Annotated in this window: 18 protein-coding genes; 1 reads left to right on the plus strand and 17 read right to left on the minus strand. The window is 43.2% G+C overall.

What is annotated here, in order from left to right:
- Positions 1-121: 121 nt before the first annotated feature.
- From recO to rpsU, 14 genes are all read right to left on the minus strand, one after another.
- Complete coding sequence (gene recO, locus A8F94_RS04610; RefSeq protein WP_066196242.1) at positions 122-874, minus strand: DNA repair protein RecO; 753 nt, start codon at positions 872-874, stop codon at positions 122-124.
- Between the two features lie 30 nt (positions 875-904).
- Complete coding sequence (locus A8F94_RS04615; protein ID WP_066196246.1) at positions 905-1,048, minus strand: YqzL family protein; 144 nt, start codon at positions 1,046-1,048, stop codon at positions 905-907.
- 138 nt (positions 1,049-1,186) lie between these two features.
- The gene (gene era / locus A8F94_RS04620) at positions 1,187-2,110 is read right to left on the minus strand and encodes a GTPase Era (RefSeq protein ID WP_139070021.1); all 924 of its coding nucleotides are present in this window, start codon (positions 2,108-2,110) and stop codon (positions 1,187-1,189) included.
- A 583-nt stretch (positions 2,111-2,693) separates the two neighbouring features.
- Complete coding sequence (locus A8F94_RS04625; protein WP_066196249.1) at positions 2,694-3,059, minus strand: diacylglycerol kinase family protein; 366 nt, start codon at positions 3,057-3,059, stop codon at positions 2,694-2,696.
- Positions 3,046-3,519, minus strand: a complete 474-nt coding sequence (ybeY, locus tag A8F94_RS04630) for an rRNA maturation RNase YbeY (RefSeq protein ID WP_066196251.1) — start codon at positions 3,517-3,519, stop codon at positions 3,046-3,048. Before ybeY ends, A8F94_RS04625 begins: the two co-directional genes overlap by 14 nt.
- Entirely contained in the window at positions 3,516-5,696 is a 2,181-nt protein-coding gene (locus A8F94_RS04635; RefSeq protein WP_066196253.1) for an HD family phosphohydrolase, read from the minus strand. Before A8F94_RS04635 ends, ybeY begins: the two co-directional genes overlap by 4 nt.
- 195 nt (positions 5,697-5,891) lie before the next feature.
- The gene (locus A8F94_RS04640) at positions 5,892-6,851 is read right to left on the minus strand and encodes a PhoH family protein (RefSeq protein ID WP_066196255.1); all 960 of its coding nucleotides are present in this window, start codon (positions 6,849-6,851) and stop codon (positions 5,892-5,894) included.
- Between the two features lie 3 nt (positions 6,852-6,854).
- On the minus strand, positions 6,855-8,042 hold the full coding sequence (gene yqfD / locus A8F94_RS04645) for a sporulation protein YqfD (RefSeq protein ID WP_066196258.1): 1,188 nt from the start codon (positions 8,040-8,042) through the stop codon (positions 6,855-6,857).
- A 2-nt stretch (positions 8,043-8,044) separates the two neighbouring features.
- Positions 8,045-8,341, minus strand: a complete 297-nt coding sequence (gene yqfC / locus A8F94_RS04650; RefSeq protein ID WP_066196261.1) for a sporulation protein YqfC — start codon at positions 8,339-8,341, stop codon at positions 8,045-8,047.
- A gap of 103 nt (positions 8,342-8,444) precedes the next feature.
- Positions 8,445-8,849: a hypothetical protein gene (locus A8F94_RS04655; protein WP_066196263.1), complete on the minus strand. Its 405-nt coding sequence runs from the start codon at positions 8,847-8,849 to the stop codon at positions 8,445-8,447.
- 47 nt (positions 8,850-8,896) lie between these two features.
- Positions 8,897-9,880, minus strand: coding sequence for a flotillin-like protein FloA (floA, locus tag A8F94_RS04660; protein ID WP_066196268.1), 984 nt, complete (start codon positions 9,878-9,880; stop codon positions 8,897-8,899).
- A 17-nt stretch (positions 9,881-9,897) separates the two neighbouring features.
- On the minus strand, positions 9,898-10,536 hold the full coding sequence (locus A8F94_RS04665) for an NfeD family protein (RefSeq protein WP_066196271.1): 639 nt from the start codon (positions 10,534-10,536) through the stop codon (positions 9,898-9,900).
- 260 nt (positions 10,537-10,796) lie between these two features.
- Entirely contained in the window at positions 10,797-11,240 is a 444-nt protein-coding gene (locus A8F94_RS04670) for a GatB/YqeY domain-containing protein (RefSeq protein ID WP_066196273.1), read from the minus strand.
- A 20-nt stretch (positions 11,241-11,260) separates the two neighbouring features.
- Positions 11,261-11,434, minus strand: a complete 174-nt coding sequence (gene rpsU / locus A8F94_RS04675) for a 30S ribosomal protein S21 (protein ID WP_015595024.1) — start codon at positions 11,432-11,434, stop codon at positions 11,261-11,263.
- A gap of 216 nt (positions 11,435-11,650) precedes the next feature.
- Here rpsU and A8F94_RS04680 point away from each other — a divergent pair, with 216 nt between their 5' ends.
- Positions 11,651-12,577 (plus strand): Na/Pi symporter, encoded by a 927-nt coding sequence (locus A8F94_RS04680; RefSeq protein WP_066196276.1) that lies wholly within the window; start codon positions 11,651-11,653, stop codon positions 12,575-12,577.
- Between the two features lie 423 nt (positions 12,578-13,000).
- On the opposite strand, the gene mtaB is transcribed toward A8F94_RS04680, so the two are convergent.
- From mtaB to prmA, 3 genes are all read right to left on the minus strand, one after another.
- A complete protein-coding gene (mtaB, locus tag A8F94_RS04685) occupies positions 13,001-14,356 on the minus strand; it encodes a tRNA (N(6)-L-threonylcarbamoyladenosine(37)-C(2))-methylthiotransferase MtaB (protein ID WP_066196279.1) in 1,356 nt (451 codons plus the stop codon).
- A 6-nt stretch (positions 14,357-14,362) separates the two neighbouring features.
- Positions 14,363-15,106: a 16S rRNA (uracil(1498)-N(3))-methyltransferase gene (locus A8F94_RS04690; RefSeq protein WP_066196282.1), complete on the minus strand. Its 744-nt coding sequence runs from the start codon at positions 15,104-15,106 to the stop codon at positions 14,363-14,365.
- Positions 15,107-15,234: 128 nt separating this feature from the next.
- Positions 15,235-16,176 carry a 50S ribosomal protein L11 methyltransferase gene (gene prmA / locus A8F94_RS04695; protein WP_066197278.1) on the minus strand — a complete coding sequence of 314 codons (942 nt, stop codon included), beginning with the start codon at positions 16,174-16,176 and terminating at the stop codon, positions 15,235-15,237.
- Positions 16,177-16,186 lie beyond the last annotated feature (10 nt).

A 16,186-nucleotide genomic window follows, 5' to 3' on the forward strand; every position in this document is an offset into this window, starting at 1 on the left:
TCCCGGGCTCGCTTAATGCAGGGGTACACAGGTACTCCTTTCCATCAATGCGGTTATATGGTTTCTTTTAATCTAATCTTAAAGAAATAGTAGCGAAAAAGAAAGCCAATGTCAACTGAAGTTAAACCATATCGCGAAAACTATCCATTGATTTTAGAAACTTCTTTGATTTAAGGCTTAAGCCGGAATACTCATCATAATATGCCGAGATGATTTTTTTTAACTCGTCCTTTGTTTCCTTCTTGACTGAAATATTCCCTAAGCGGTTAAGATCGAAATGATAAAACAGCCGGAGCAGCCTGGCAGCCGCCGGGGAAATTTTAAAATGATAAGAATCCTTTTCAAGACATCGGTGGCAGATAAATCCACCTTCACGAATTGAAAAGGAAAACTTTCCGTCAGTGCTTCCGCACACGGAACATTGATCAAGAACCGGATAATGGCCTAATACATTAAGCATTTTCATCTCATAAATCATTGTAATCACTTCTGGGTCATATCCTTCGTCCAGGCAAACAAGAGTTTGCAGAAGAAGTTCAAAAAGAAACGGATTGGCCCTGCCATCATCCGTCCCTTTATCAGTCAATTCCGCAATAAAGCTCGCATAGGCAGTCAAGAAAATATCCCCCCGTATCGACCTCATTGGTGAGATAATTTCTCCTTGCTGCATGGTACCAAGGCCGCTGCCTTTTTGTACAAGGAAATAGCCATGCGTCAACAATTGAGTAATGGCAGATAGCCGGCTGTTGGGCTTTTTGGCTCCTCTCGCCATTACTCCTATCTTCCCCCGCTCCCGGGTATACATTGTAACAACCTTATTTGTTTCAGCATAATCGGTTGTCCGTATGATGATGCCTTCACATTTTTCAAGCATCCCATTCACCATCCAGGGTTATGGACAAACTTATGAAACAGGAAAATCTACTTGCGCTAGCTCGTCATCCAGATTGCCGGGAATTTCTTGATTGTCTTTCTCCATTTCTTTAAAGAGAAGATATGTGTCAATGTTACCTGTCTGGCTAAAGACTTTCCAGGTAAAATCCAACATCAAAAACCCCATCCTTTCTTAATATAGACTAGCTCTTTTTCGTTCCTGATTAAACTTATCATAGCCTGCCATTCAAAAATAATAAGACGAAAATATTGTTAAACATGGACATGCATAATCTGTTGAATTGTTATCGGATTAATACTCGTCTTCACGGAATCCGAAATCGCGGAGCTGGGACATTTTATTGCGCCAGTCCTTCTGTACCTTTACCCATAATTCAAGAAATACTTTCGAGCCGAGCAGATTTTCAATATCGACTCTTGCACGCTTGCCAATCTCCTTCAGCATACTTCCCTGCTTGCCGATAATAATCCCTTTCTGGGAATCCCTCTCGACAATTACGGTTGCCATGACGTGAACCATATCCTTGCTGGAATCCCGTTCCATTTTCTCGATCACAACCGCAAGAGAATGAGGAATTTCCTCGCGAGTAAGATGAAGTGCTTTCTCGCGGATCAGTTCCGAAACAATGAACCTTTCCGGGTGGTCGGTTACCTGGTCAGCTGGATAAAACTGAGGGCCCTCCGGCAGATACTTCTTGATTTGGTCAAGTAACCTGTCGACATTATTGCCTTCAAGAGCAGAGATTGGGACAATTTCTTTAAATGGATGCCTTTCCTTATAATCATCAATTATTTTTAACAATTGGTCAGGATGTACTTTATCAATCTTATTTATGATCAGGAAAACTGGAGTCTTAATGGATTGGAATTTTTCAAGAATAAATTCCTCTCCCCGTCCAAAACCTTCTTCCGCACTGACCATAAACAAGACTACGTCTACTTCCTTCAATGTATTCTGGGCCACTTTCATCATAAAGTCGCCCAACTTATGCTTAGGTTTATGGATTCCTGGTGTATCGATGAAAATAAGCTGAGCATCCTCTTGTGTCAATACACCCTGCACCTTATTCCTTGTCGTTTGCGGCTTATCGCTCATGATGGCAATTTTTTGGCCAATCACCCGGTTCAAAAATGTTGATTTGCCTACGTTTGGCCTGCCGATAATAGAAATAAACCCTGATTTGTGCCCTTTTCCTTCACCACTAGCGTGTATCATTCCTGTATATCCTCCGATAGTTGACACCTTGAGACGAACATCCTGGTGTAATCTTTTATTTCCTCGTTCTCCGAAGATTAAAACCACATATTTGACAGAGTAACCTTCTGCATAACAGGATTTACCCTACATAACTCTATTTTACCCTAAAAACGTCGCCGATTCACTCTTTGCAAACGAATCGTAATAAAAAAATTTAGAATTTTCTCATAAATACCGTTTTAATCTTCTTTTAGCTATTTTAGCCTATAGCCCCTTCGTTATCAAATTGCTCTATAGAAGCAGCTCTTTTATAGAAAGGCTCTGTTAAAAAGGATGTTGATTATCGCTCCAGGCGCTTCGCTTTCCGCGGGCGGTCTGGGAGCCTCCTCGGCGCGAGCGCCTGTGGGGTCTCCCACTGACCTTTTCTCCCGCCAGGACATTGAAATTACTTCCCTGAAAAAGCACCGCAGGAGAAAATGCGTCTTTTGCATTTTCGAACGAGTCTTCGCGCCTTCCGCTGCAATCAACACTTTAAAAAATCAACAATATCCTTTAACACAGCCTATAGAAAAAAAGAAAAGGCCGGAAGTGGCTCCGGCATTTAAAACCATATTGCTATCTTTGGCAAAAAAATAATTAGCCCTATCAAAACCGAAAGAAGGGCATAAACGAATACCGCACCGGCAGCAATGTCTTTCGCTTGCTTGGCGAGTGGATGAAATTCCTTTGTCACCAAATCCACAGTCTTTTCAATAGCTGTGTTCATTAATTCAAGTGACAGCATTCCGCCAATTGCAAGAAGAACAAATAACCATTCTATCTTTGAGATAGACAGTAGAAAAGACAGAACCACTACTATGAATGAAATGGCAAGATGGATTTGGAGATTCTTTTCCTTCCTGATCGCACTACCTATCCCTGCCAGTGCATATCCGAAAGACTTGATTAATCGGTTATTCCCTTGCAAGCCCGAATTCCTCCAAAATTTCCTTTTGGAGCGAGAACATTTCCGTTTCCTCCTCTTTCGATTCATGGTCATAGCCGAGAAGATGGAGGAAGCCGTGGACAGCCAGGAATCCAAGCTCCCTGGCATAGGTATGGCCATATTCTTCAGCTTGTTCCTTCGCCCTCTCAATGGAGATGATAATGTCCCCCAGAATACGCGGCATGTCGGCACCGCTTATCTCAATTTCACCTTCTCCTTGTTCCTCCATTGGAAAAGAGATTACATCTGTAGGCGCATCTTTTTGCCTGTATTCAAGATTGATTGCATGAATCCGTTCATTATCCACAAAAGTAACCGACACTTCGCTGCCTTCCTCTACCTTCATCTTTCCAGCAGCAAATTGAAGCAATTGTTCCACCTGGGAAATTTCCCCGGGTGCAACTTTGCCCGTTTCATCCAAAAAATCAATCATCATCGTCATGCTTGCCTCACCTTTTGTTTTGTCGTTTCAGCAGGGTATTCAATCCTGGAGTGGAAAAAGCCTTTCAAAGTCTCACAAAGAGTATGGGCGACGATTTCCACTTCTTTGAGTGTTAAATCACATTCATTTAATTGTCCATCCTGCAGCCTGTCTGAAATAATGGACTTTACAATTGACTCTATTTGTTCAGGAGTGGGCTGCCCGGTCGAACGAACAGCTGCCTCAACACTGTCCGCAATGCCAATAATCGCCGTTTCTTTTGTTTGCGGCTTCGGCCCTGGATATCGATAGTCCTCTTCATTCACTTGGCCTGCCTGTTTTGCTTTATGATAGAAAAACTTAATTAAGGACGTCCCATGATGCTGTTCAGCAATATCAACAATCTCTTTCGGCATTTTATGTTTCCTTAACAAAGCAGCACCGTCAGTAGCGTGTGCAATAATAATTTGCGCACTTTTTTCAGGTGTTAATCGGTCATGTGGATTTTCCCGGTTCATTTGGTTTTCAATGAAAAATAATGGTCTCTTTGTTTTGCCGATATCGTGATAATAGCATCCGACTCTGGCAAGCAGCCCATTTGCGCCAATTGCTTCACAAGCAGCATCCGCCATATTGGCAACCATTACACTGTGGTGATAAGTACCTGGTGCTTCCGTCAGAATTCTCTTTAGGAGCGGATGATTAGGGTTGGATAGTTCAATCAGTTTCATTGTTGATAGTATACCAAAACTGGTTTCAAAGAACGGCAGTATACCCAGCGCCAAAATCGCAGACAAAATACCCGAAACAATTCCGAATAACATAAACATCCCATATTCAGTACCGCTATATTGGGCGTTACGGAGAAATATTAACGATAAGATCAACGCGAGATTTACTGCTGATACAAACATCCCGGCCGACATTATTTTGGATCTGGCCTGGTGGTCTTTCAAAATCAGCGTTGCTGCAAGCCCGCCGCACAAAATATAAATTCCAGCCGACATATTTAGGGTCCCGGCCATTTCTTCGTTAAAAATAATACTTCCGCATATGCTCTGGATGACTGCCATTATCCAAGCCAGCTTTTCATCTATCAGGATGCAAATGATGATACCAGCCAGTGCCGCTGGAAATAAATAAAATGTACCATCATAGTTGAGCTCCTGGAATAAGCTGACTATTTTCATAATGATAATGGAAAAGGAAAATATCATACCGAACAGAAGCAGATTTGTCTGCCTCTTATCAGCGGGGTTTTTCTGCTGTGAAAAATAATAATAAATTGTGCCAAGGATAACGGCGATTAACAGGACCAGACCGATGAAAGGACGGACCGAATCCTCACTTTCAAGCAAACCAGCGAGCTGAAGCTGGCGGAATTTCTCCCTGCTTACGAGATCGCCTTCACTAACAATTATTTGCCCCTCAAGAATTTTTACAGGCTCGACACTTTCAGCGGTTTTCCTCCTCGCCTCTTCGGTAGCCTGAGGATCAAAGAATTCATTCTGGATGACAGCAAAACGGCCCAATAAAATGGATGCCCTCTTCAAGGCCGGATCGAGGCTTGAAAAGTTCAATTCTTCCTCAACCTTTTTCTTTGCGTTCTCGACCTCATCAGCAGGAATCGTTTGTTCCATGACATTGTTAATGGCCGTTACCGTTAAATCCTTGGCAATCGATAGCTGGCCATTGTTTACCGATACAAGGCCCGTAAACACCTCTTCCGGCAAATCATCAATGACAGATTGTGTTAATTTTTCCTTGAGCATTTTCACCTTTTCGGAAGTCGAAGGTTCCGTTCGGACAGGAACAGGTTCAGAATCAGCACTTGACTCCTGCTCTTTTTTTAACTCCTGCTGAATATCCCCATTGACCTCCACTGCCGAGTCAAAAATGGATGAAACAAGGTCTACCTGATTCTTTGCATATTCACTTTTAACTGTATAGATTCCCTGGACCCGGTCAAGTTCCTCCTGCCGTTTCCGCTCGGTACTTTCCTTATCTTCAACTGTGACAGGAGATACAACTGTCTTATCCGCGACATGAAAGAGGCCGATATTCAATTTGTCAGGCTTGACGTTATTGTACATGGCCAGAAACAGGATCGTACCGAGCATAGCAAAAAATAAAACACGGAAGAAAGCAAGGTCAAGCAGCCGCTTCAGCTTTTGAAATTGTTTTTGAAGCAAATCCATGTATGATCCCTCCCGCCTTCCGGCTGGTATCCCCTAAACGGCATAGCTGTTTGTCCGTTTTCTAAAATCATACCAGTTTTTTCATAAACTTTCACTTATATTTGTACGAATAGTCAGGAAGGTTTGTTTTCTCTCTGAAAATGATTGGAATGGACAAAATCCGAAAAACAGGAAAAAGCCGCCAAGTGGCGGCTTTTAATCATGTTTCCCGTATGCCTCAATAATTCTTGCTACGAGAGGGTGGCGAACAACATCGCTTTGTTCTAGCCGGATAAATTCAATCCCTCTTACACCTTTTAATATTTCCTCTGCAGCAAATAAACCGGATTTTGCCCCTTTCGGTAAATCAACCTGTGTTTGGTCCCCGGTGATGACCATTTTCGAGCCAAACCCAAGACGGGTCAAAAACATTTTCATTTGTGCGTAGGTTGTGTTCTGAGCCTCATCGAGAATGACGAAGGCCTCATCCAATGTTCTTCCGCGCATATAGGCAAGAGGGGCAATTTCAATTGTTCCCCTTTCAATAAGCCTTAATGTATGTTCCATTCCCAGCACATCATGAAGGGCATCATATAGCGGCCTTAAATATGGGTCAACCTTTTCCTTCAAATCTCCGGGAAGAAAGCCCAGGCTCTCCCCTGCTTCAACAGCCGGCCGGGTCAGAATGATTTTATTGACTGTCCCATTTTTTAAAGCAGTTACCGCCATGACCACTGCCAAATACGTCTTCCCTGTACCTGCGGGACCGATTCCAAATACCATATCATTTTTTCTCATGGCATTGATATAGTATCTCTGCCCAATCGTTTTAACCCTGATTGATTTTCCCTTGGAATTTTTCGCGATTTCTTCATCATACAAATTCCCAAAATAATCAAGGGTTCCTTTTCTTGCAAGTTCAACGGCATAAAGCACGTCTCTTTGGCTTATGCTTATTCCTTTCCTTATTACCTCAACCAGCTTCTCCAATACCGCCGTTGCCTGCCCTGCGTTTTCCTCCGGGCCAGTGATATTGATCAATTCACCACGCGTAATAATTGACACATTTAATTCCTGTTCAATCATCTTTAGATTGGTGTCTGAATTGCCAAAAAGCATGATGGCTTCGTTAGGGTTTTCAAGTTGAAGTTTATAACTTTTAAGGTCTTCTGTCATTCACTAGTCTCCTCGAATAATGGGTTGTCCTATTGCAATATTTTCCACAACTGTATATAGGATGGACAGTCTTACTTTACCATTCGCAATTGACTGATGTAAAATCTTTTCACCTTTTATAATAGCATCTTCATCTATTCGTTTTTTTATTTCCTTCTCTGCCGAATCCAGAGCATTATTCATTGCCTCATCTTTCGAATATTCCCTTTTTACGATTTCGCTCTCCCGATACGTTGTATTCACATAGGAAATGGGCATTTCCCACTTTAAAAATTTGACTGGGACAGCGGTCGTTTCCTTTTCATACTCACTGAATTCAGGCTTGCCAAATCCCCATATCGGCACCTTTACTTTTCCCAGCTGGAGGGAATGCTTCTCCTTTTCCTCACCATTGTAAACCTTAAAAGTAGCATTCAGGGGGAGCTCCACATAAGCTTTATATAATGTCTCACCCCATATTTCACCGCTTGATGCGACAGGTTCCTGCTCGCCCTCCTTGCCATATAAGCCGGATACAAGCAGCTGGCCGGGCACGACATGGTCATTTACCTCAAACAACCTCTGGCCTTTCTCAATAAAATAATTGACGATAATCGCTTCCTTTTTTGCTACAAGGTGCCTTGGTGATACATACTCCGGTTCTTTTGGTTCATTTTTTTCCACAACTCGAAGCTGATAGGTTGTCCCGTGCAGCTCCACACCAACCCAAGTAATCGCTCCTACCCGGTCTGTCAGCTTCCTTTGAATTGCCTCAACATTGTCCAGGGTGAACTGGGGCTTGCCTATTTTTATTCCCATCTTGTCCAATTCTTTGCGGATTATATGCTCAGTTTCAGGCTGAGCACCTTTTATTTCTATACCCCAAACCATATTGGATAACAACATGACCATAAAGAAAAATACAAAACCACCGATCAAAAAACCTGAATTTTTCAGCAAACGTTTAAAGAGAAATGGAACGCCCTTTCTTCTGATAAACGTAACCTTACATTCTCTGCCTCTTGATAGTGTGTGGATTTTGAGAGCATCCTGCAGACTGATTGTAAACATCATGGTCTCCGGGCCTAGCCTTTTTACATTCCACATCAGCACACCGCTTCGTGTTAATGTATTGAGGAATCTCTCCAAGCCTTTTCCCGTAAGTTTAACAGTCACTTTTCCGGTAAGAAATTCCGCCCACGCATTTTTCATTTTCAACCCCCAGCCTCTTCATTTATATATACAACCTGGTCAATCTTCCCTTCGAGGAGGATTTCTTCTGGCAGGATTGTTTTAATCACAAATGCTTTCCCTTTTATTAAAAGCTGTCCCTTTTTCAGGACAAGTCTTATTTCACGATCAGTGAAAGAAAGGAGTCCTCTGTGATTTTCTATATAAATATGGATTTGCCCAATCATTGTAATCCTTGGCAAATCCATGATGACATCCTGGGGAAGATCCATTTTGGCTGCAATCCAGTTGCGTAGCGATAAGCCCCATTTTTTCGCCATAAAAAAAGAACCCCCTTTCACATCATTTTTATGAAATGAAAGGGGATTCTAGCACTTGTTTTTCCTATTTAGGGACTTGCATGCGAATTTGTTTCCTAAATCGTTATCTTCTATAGTAAGGACGTTTGGAGCGGGGAGGTCCTAGAATTTCAGCCCAAATGACTGCATCCGCGAGGTCCTTTTCGGATTTTTCCAGCGAGGGTTTTCGCTCTTCGTTTACCATAACGGGCTGTTCTTTAAGCAATTGCTTACCAGAAGAGATTTTCGGAGCAGCTTCAACTGGATGGGCAGCCTCCCGGTTAGGAATTTGCACTTGCTGTTTTCGCCGCTGTTCAAGCTCCTTTAAACTTTTTGGAATTTCGGACTGCGAAATCTCTTTATAGACCTCCTGGAATTCCTTTTTAAGCTCCGGAATTGTCCTCCGTTTCGAATCTGCAGGTCTTTCTTTTGCTTTATTAAAAATAGCTGATATCGCTGCAATAATGATAAAAAGAATAATTGTTTCCAAAGCCAGCCTCCTTCCTTATCGGCCGGAATTCCTCACCTTTTTATGGTTTACTGGCCTTCCTTCTTGTCATTACCCATTTTGCCTATCGAACCTCTCATATCTGTATCTGCTGAAATGTTCTTGAAGTTCATATAATCCATTACCCCGATATTTCCTGATTTCAACGCCTCTGCCATGGCAAGCGGCACTTCGGCCTCTGCCTGGACAACTTTCGCTCTCATTTCCTGAACACGCGCCTTCATTTCCTGTTCGGACGCTACCGCCATCGCGCGGCGTTCCTCCGCCTTGGCCTGGGCGATTTTTTTATCAGCCTCGGCCTGTTCAGTCTGGAGCTCGGCACCAATGTTTTTACCGATATCAACGTCGGCAATATCAATGGACAGGATTTCAAATGCTGTTCCGGCATCCAGTCCTTTGGCAAGTACTGTCTGGGAAATTAGATCAGGGTTTTCAAGAACTTTGCTATGGTTCTCCGAGGAACCAATTGTTGAGACAACCCCTTCACCTACCCTGGCTACAATCGTCTCTTCACCAGCACCTCCGACAAGGCGGTCAATGTTGGCACGGACAGTAATTCTTGCTTTTGCTTTAACCTCAATCCCATTCATTGCGACACCCGCGATAAATGGAGTTTCAATAACCTTTGGATTTACACTCATTTGGACAGCTTCAAGAACATCGCGCCCAGCCAGATCAATTGCCGCACAACGCTCAAAGGACAACTCAATATTGGCCCTATGCGCAGCAATCAAAGCATTAACAACCCGGTCAACATTCCCGCCTGCAAGATAATGGCTTTCAAGCTGGTTTGTTGTGACACCAAGTCCAGCTTTATGTGCTTTGATAAGCGGATTGATGACTCTGTGGGGTGTTACCCGGCGGAGCCTCATTCCGATAAGCGTAAATATGCTGACTTTGACACCGGCTGCCAGAGCGGATATCCACAGCATAACCGGTACAAACGACAATAGGATTGCCAATAGGATCAATCCTACTGCCACTACAACGACCAAAAATATAGCTTCATTCATACTCTCTTATAACCTCCTCAGTTATTACTTTCTCTGACTACAACGCGCGGCCCTTCGACTTCAATGACTTTTACTGTTGCACCCTTTGGGATGAAGGAGCCTTCCGTTACAACGTCCACCCGCTCGTTATTAATAACCGCTGTACCGGATGGCCGCAAAACAGTTAATGCCGTCCCTTCACTCCCGAGCAAGTCGGTTCTGTTTACATTTGTTACGTAGCCATCCTCTTTTCTGGCCGTGTCAAATAAAACCATCGAATTAAATAAAGCCATTTTTTTATGGAAGACCTTCACAAGCATAATAAAAAAGACAATGGAGAAAAAAATTGAAATGACGAGCGATATTCCCATTTGCAGGGTGCTTTCACCTGCTAGAAACAGGCTGCCGATAAGCGCAGCTACTCCTAGTGTACCCGCAACCGCACCAGGGAGAAAAAATTCTAAAAAAATAAGAATCAGACCGGCGATAAATAATGCCAAAGTTCCAAAACCGGCAAGCCCGGCAAGGAAGTGCCCATAGAAAAACAGCAGCAGCGCGGACAGGCCAATAAGGCCAGGAAGGCCAATTCTCGGTGAAAATAGTTCCAGCACCATTGCCATACCAGCTATAGTCAACAGGATTGTGACTACAATAGGATCTGTAATAAATTCGGCCATGACAAACCTCCTTTTGAAGTTTTAGATCCTTCCATAACAGTGTGTACGTTTCATCACGCCTTATGGTTTCAGTTTTTACAAAATAAGATGCTAGTACCATAAAGAGGAAATCTGGATTTTATCTTGCTTTACAGCAAAGCGCTCCCACCCGGAACAAAAGCCGCTGGGGCTAGTTTTCCAGTGATGAATTACTTTTATAATTGCCTATAACAACAGTAAAAGCCGCAGGCTTTCGCCTGCGGCCGTTGATGTCAGTTGAATTATGAAAGGTGTTGTTGCACAAGTTTATTAACAAGTGATCCGTCTGCTTTGCCCTTTACTTTTGGCATAATGGCAGCCATCACTTTTCCCATATCAGCTTTGGACGTTGCACCCACCTCAGAAATCGTTTCTTTCACAATGTCTGCAAGCTCCTCTTCAGAAAGCTGCACTGGCATGTAAAGCTCAACGACCTCGATTTCGTGCTGCAATTTCTCAACAAGATCTGAACGACCTGCTTTATCAAACTCATGAAGGGAGTCTTTACGCTGTTTCATTTCGCGAGAAAGGACAGTCAGCTCTTCCTCTTCCGATAGTTCCTTGCCAAACTTAATTGCTTCATTCTGCATGGAAGCTTTAATCATTCGGATTACAGTGAGCTTGTCTTTGTCTTTGCTTTTCATCGCTAGTTTCATATCATTATTTAAACGTTCGAGAAGACTCAGGTTAGTCCACCCTCTCTAAATTAAAACTTACGTTTCCTTGCAGCCTCAGATTTCTTCTTACGCTTAACACTTGGTTTTTCGTAGAATTCGCGCTTTCTTGCTTCTTGGATAGTACCTGACTTAGATACAGTACGTTTAAAGCGTCGAAGAGCATCTTCAAGCGATTCGTTTTTACGAACGACGGTTTTAGACATTAACTTTCCCTCCCTCCGAACACAACACACTCACATCAAACATGGAAATCCATGTACTTTGCCATTATAATACAACCTTTCTATAAGGTCAACTGTAAATAAAGTATGCATGATACTTTCCCATCTTTATTTCAATGATTCTCCAATAGTACCACTCCGAATTTGAAGGCATGTTCCAAGAGGACAGGCAATAGACTGTAAAAGGGAGTGGATATCATGAAATTTGGCCTATTATTTCTATTATGCATTGGCTTATTCATATTGGGGATGACTGTTATCAGGATAGGTATGTTCAGCCTTTCCGGGAATAAATTAAAAGGATTCCTTGAAACTCTGACGGACACCCCTTTAAAAGGGATGCTGACTGGCACCTTCATAACAGCAATTTTACAGAGCAGTTCGACGGTAATGGTATTAACAATTGGATTAATTTCCGCCAAAATAATGACATTTCCCCAATCAATAGGAATTATTTTGGGAACTAATATTGGCACAACTTTTAAAACAGAACTGATAACCTTCAATATAAGCGGTTACTTGCTACCTTTTGCAGTCGCTGGAGGGATTCTATTCTTTATGAAGCACAAGGTCCTTAAAAGCATAGGCATGGTCCTTATCGGCATATCTGCCGTTTTTACGGCAATGAAAGGCTTTGAGGCCCTGGCCATCCCGATGACATCCATTCCGGCTGTTAATAGCCTTTTGGCTGCACTCAATGAGACAGTCCTGGCTGGAATTGCAGCAGGGGCAATCATGACAGCGATTATTCAGTCAAGTACTGCGATGACCGGGATTGCAATGGGTTTTTTAACGTCCGGACTCCTTGGGCTGGAAGCAGGAATCGCAATTGTGCTCGGCGCAAATATCGGCACATGCATAACCGCCCTTTTTGCCTCAATTGGCGGCGGAGAAGAAGCCAGGCTTTCGGCCTTTACCCATGTGTGGTTAAACGTCTTGGGCGTCATGCTATTCATTCCGCTCATCACTCCATTGGCAGATCTGGGGCCAAGGATGGCGTCTTCACCAGATGCACAGCTTGCCCATATCTCGGTCATTTTCAATGTTGCAGTCTCATTGGCAGCACTTCCTTTTGCGGAACGCTTTGGAAGGATGATTGTTTTTATGCATGGTAGCAAAACATGATAATTGGAATCCATCCGAATGACTCACCGGTTCTCTTTAAAAATGCAAAACAGTAAATCGCAATACAAATAGGGTGCGAAATTGCAGTGATTTCTCACCCTATTTGTATTGCTGTATCAACATTGAATGTTGTTCCCCTGTGTTGAAAAACAAACGGAAAAATTCCGCTTAAGCCGGTAAATACCCATATTTCCCAAAATATAAGCGGAGTTTTTCCGTTTATATAATCCAACTCGTTGGATCTTGTCTTATTTAGGGAAGTTAATCGGAATTTTTCCGCTTATATCTATCTTTTAAACTTCTCTCTATACATTAGACGGAAATTCTCCGCCTAAAAAAAAAGCAAGGCGAATTCCTTTGGGAATCGCCTTGCTTTATCGTATATGATTTAACCTTTTTAGCACTTCAAAAGACAAATTTTTGCTATACGATTGCTTCTTTCAATTCAATTGTGCCGTCTTCAATGACACGCACAAATTGCCCTTCGTTATATGGGTAGCCTGCTTTCGTAATTTTAACCTTAACGATATTGCCGATCATGTCTTCTGAGCCTGGGAATACAACTTTCAAGTAATTATCAGTATAGCCGACAAAAAGACCCGAACCATCTGTCTCCTTGAATTCCTCTTCAGGGATAACTTCAAGAACTTCATTTTCAAATTGAGATGCATACTCCTTGGCAAGCTGGTCAGACAGCGAAATCAGCCTATGGACACGCTCGTTCTTAATATCTTCGTCCACCTGATCCTCCATGCGTGCAGCAGGCGTGCCTGTCCGCTTGGAATAAGGGAATACATGCAATTCGGAGAATTTATGTTCTTTAACAAAGTTGTATGTTTCCATGAACTCTTCTTCTGTCTCTCCCGGGAATCCAACAATGACATCGGAAGTAACTGCAAGCCCTGGAAGAGCTTCCTTCAGACGATCCAAGCGCTCCCCGAAAAATTCCATTGTATACTTGCGGCGCATCCGCTTCAGGACCGTATCGGAACCTGATTGCAGCGGTATGTGGAGGTGGCGGACAACCAAGTTTGAGTCATTAATTACTTCAATGACTTCATCGGTAATCTGGCTTGCTTCAATGGAAGAAATGCGAAGGCGCTTAAGGCCCTTCACCTCCGCCTCCAAGTCGCGAAGAAGTGCTGCAAGATTATAGTCCTTCAAATCTTCCCCGTAGCCGCCAGTATGAATACCTGTTAAGACTATTTCCTTGTATCCAGCATCAACAAGCTGCTGTGCCTGGCGGATAACTTCCTTCGGATCACGGGACCTCATCAGGCCACGTGCCCACGGAATAATACAGAATGTACAGAAGTTATTGCAGCCTTCCTGAATTTTCAAGGATGCGCGGGTTCTGTCGGTGAAAGCCGGAACATCCAGTTCTTCGTAAACCCGGTTCTTCATAATGTTTCGGACACCATTAATAGGCTGGCGTTCTTCCTTATATTGTGCGATATAGTCTAGCATCTTCACGCGGTCTTGTGTACCGACAACAATGTCAACACCAGGGATCGCCATGATTTCAGCAGGGGAGGTTTGCGCATAGCAGCCTGTAACGCAAATGACCGCATCCGGATTCTTCCTGATGGCTCGCCGAATAACCTGGCGGCTTTTTTTGTCGCCAGTATTCGTTACTGTACATGTATTTATAATATAAACGTCCGAAGTTAACTCAAATTCAACCCGTTCATAGCCTTCCTGTTTGAACAACTGCCAAATTGCTTCAGTTTCATAGTGGTTTACCTTACATCCAAGTGTATGGAACGCGACTGTAGGCATTAAAATTCACCTCATTAGTTCTAAATGGTAGGACACTGCAGCTAGTGCATATAATGGCGCAGTTTCAGTCCTTAAGATTCTCGGGCCAAGCCCGCAAAGCTTAAAATCATGTTCCTTCAAAAGCTGGACCTCCGCTTCGGAAAGTCCCCCTTCCGGCCCAAAAACAAACAGTATGGAATGTCCGGTTTTCACTTCTTGAAGTGTTGATGAAAGGACAGCGGTTTCCCCTGCCCGGCTTTCCTCTTCATAGGCACAAAGCCGAAAATCGTAGTTCTTGCTTACTTGTAAAAGCTCCTGGAAAGTAAATGAGCTCTCAACCTTAGGCAGTATACCACGATGAGATTGCTCGGCTGCTTCCTTTGCTATCTTTTGCCACCGTTCGGCCTTCTTTCCCTGCTTTTTTTCATCCAGCTTAACGACGGAGCGTGAGGCAGCGAATGGGATAAATTGATGAGCCCCCATTTCAGTGCCCTTTTGAATGACCCATTCCAGCTTGTCCCCTTTTGGCAGTCCGCTGGCAATGGTCACCTTAACAGGTAGTTCCGATGTTCTATCTTTCCATTCTACAACGTCCGCGATGACTGTTTCACCGGTAATTTCTGCAATTTTGCAAACTGCACTCCTGCCATTAGTTGTACAGATAATAGAATCACCAGGCTCCATTCTCATGACTTTTACAATATGATGGCAGTCATCCCCTCCAAGGTAAAAGCGGCCATTATCGAATTTGTCCACAAAATATCGCTGCACGAGACGCACCCCTCTGTAAGCATTGTTTCTATTTTACTAAAAGATTCTTCTAAAGTCACTTCTGCCATGTAAATTTAAATTAAATGAAAAAGGCATCCGCTTATTAAAACGGACGCCAACCTTCATAATCAATCTTTTTTGGCGATAATTGCTACCCAGTCTTCCATTACAATCGTTTCAGAGATAGTAAAACCAGTATCAAGCAGAGCTGCCTTGACCAAGTCCTTTTTCTGTTGAATGATGCCCGAGGCAATGAAGGTTCCACCAGGTTTTAAAACGCGAACAACATCATCAGTAAAACGAAGAATAACTTCCGCAAGGATGTTGGCAACAATTACATCTGCAGAGGCGTCCTCTATACCATCCAGAAGGTTATTCCTTGCCACCGTTACCTTATCATGAACCTTATTGAGCTTGATATTCAGCCTGGCCGACCGGACAGCAACCTCATCAAGGTCATAGGCACGGACTGAACTTGAGCCAAGCAGTGCAGCTGCAACACTTAAAACCCCCGAGCCGGTACCGACATCAATGACCGTATCGCCTTCTTTAACAGTACGCTCAAGTGCCTGGATGCACATGACTGTGGTCGGGTGTGTCCCAGTACCAAAAGCCATCCCGGGATCAAGTTCAATAATCAATTCATCACTTGAAACAGGTGTATACTCTTCCCATGTTGGAACAACCGTAAATCGCTCGGAAATCTTCACAGGATTGTAGTACTTCTTCCAGGCTGTAGCCCATTCTTCTTCATTCACTTCTGAAATGGTGACCTGGTTCAGTCCAATGTCAATATCATAAATAATTAAATTGTTGATGGAGTCTTTAATAGCCTCAACAGTTTCTCCAAGGAAACTGTTGACTGGCAAATATGCCTTTACGATGACACCTTCATCCGGATAATCCTTAGGGTTTAACTGATAGATTTCACCGAACTGGTCTTCACGTTCCTTAATCAGTTCAAACGGGTCCTCAATTACTACACCGCTTGCCCCTGCTTCATGGAGGATATTTGAAATCGGCTCGACTGCCTCGTTTGCTGTATGGATGCTGATTTCAGACCACTTCATCATGCATGCC

The organism is Bacillus sp. FJAT-27225 (assembly GCF_001685025.1).
GTDB lineage: Bacteria > Bacillota > Bacilli > Bacillales > Cytobacillaceae > Bacillus_D.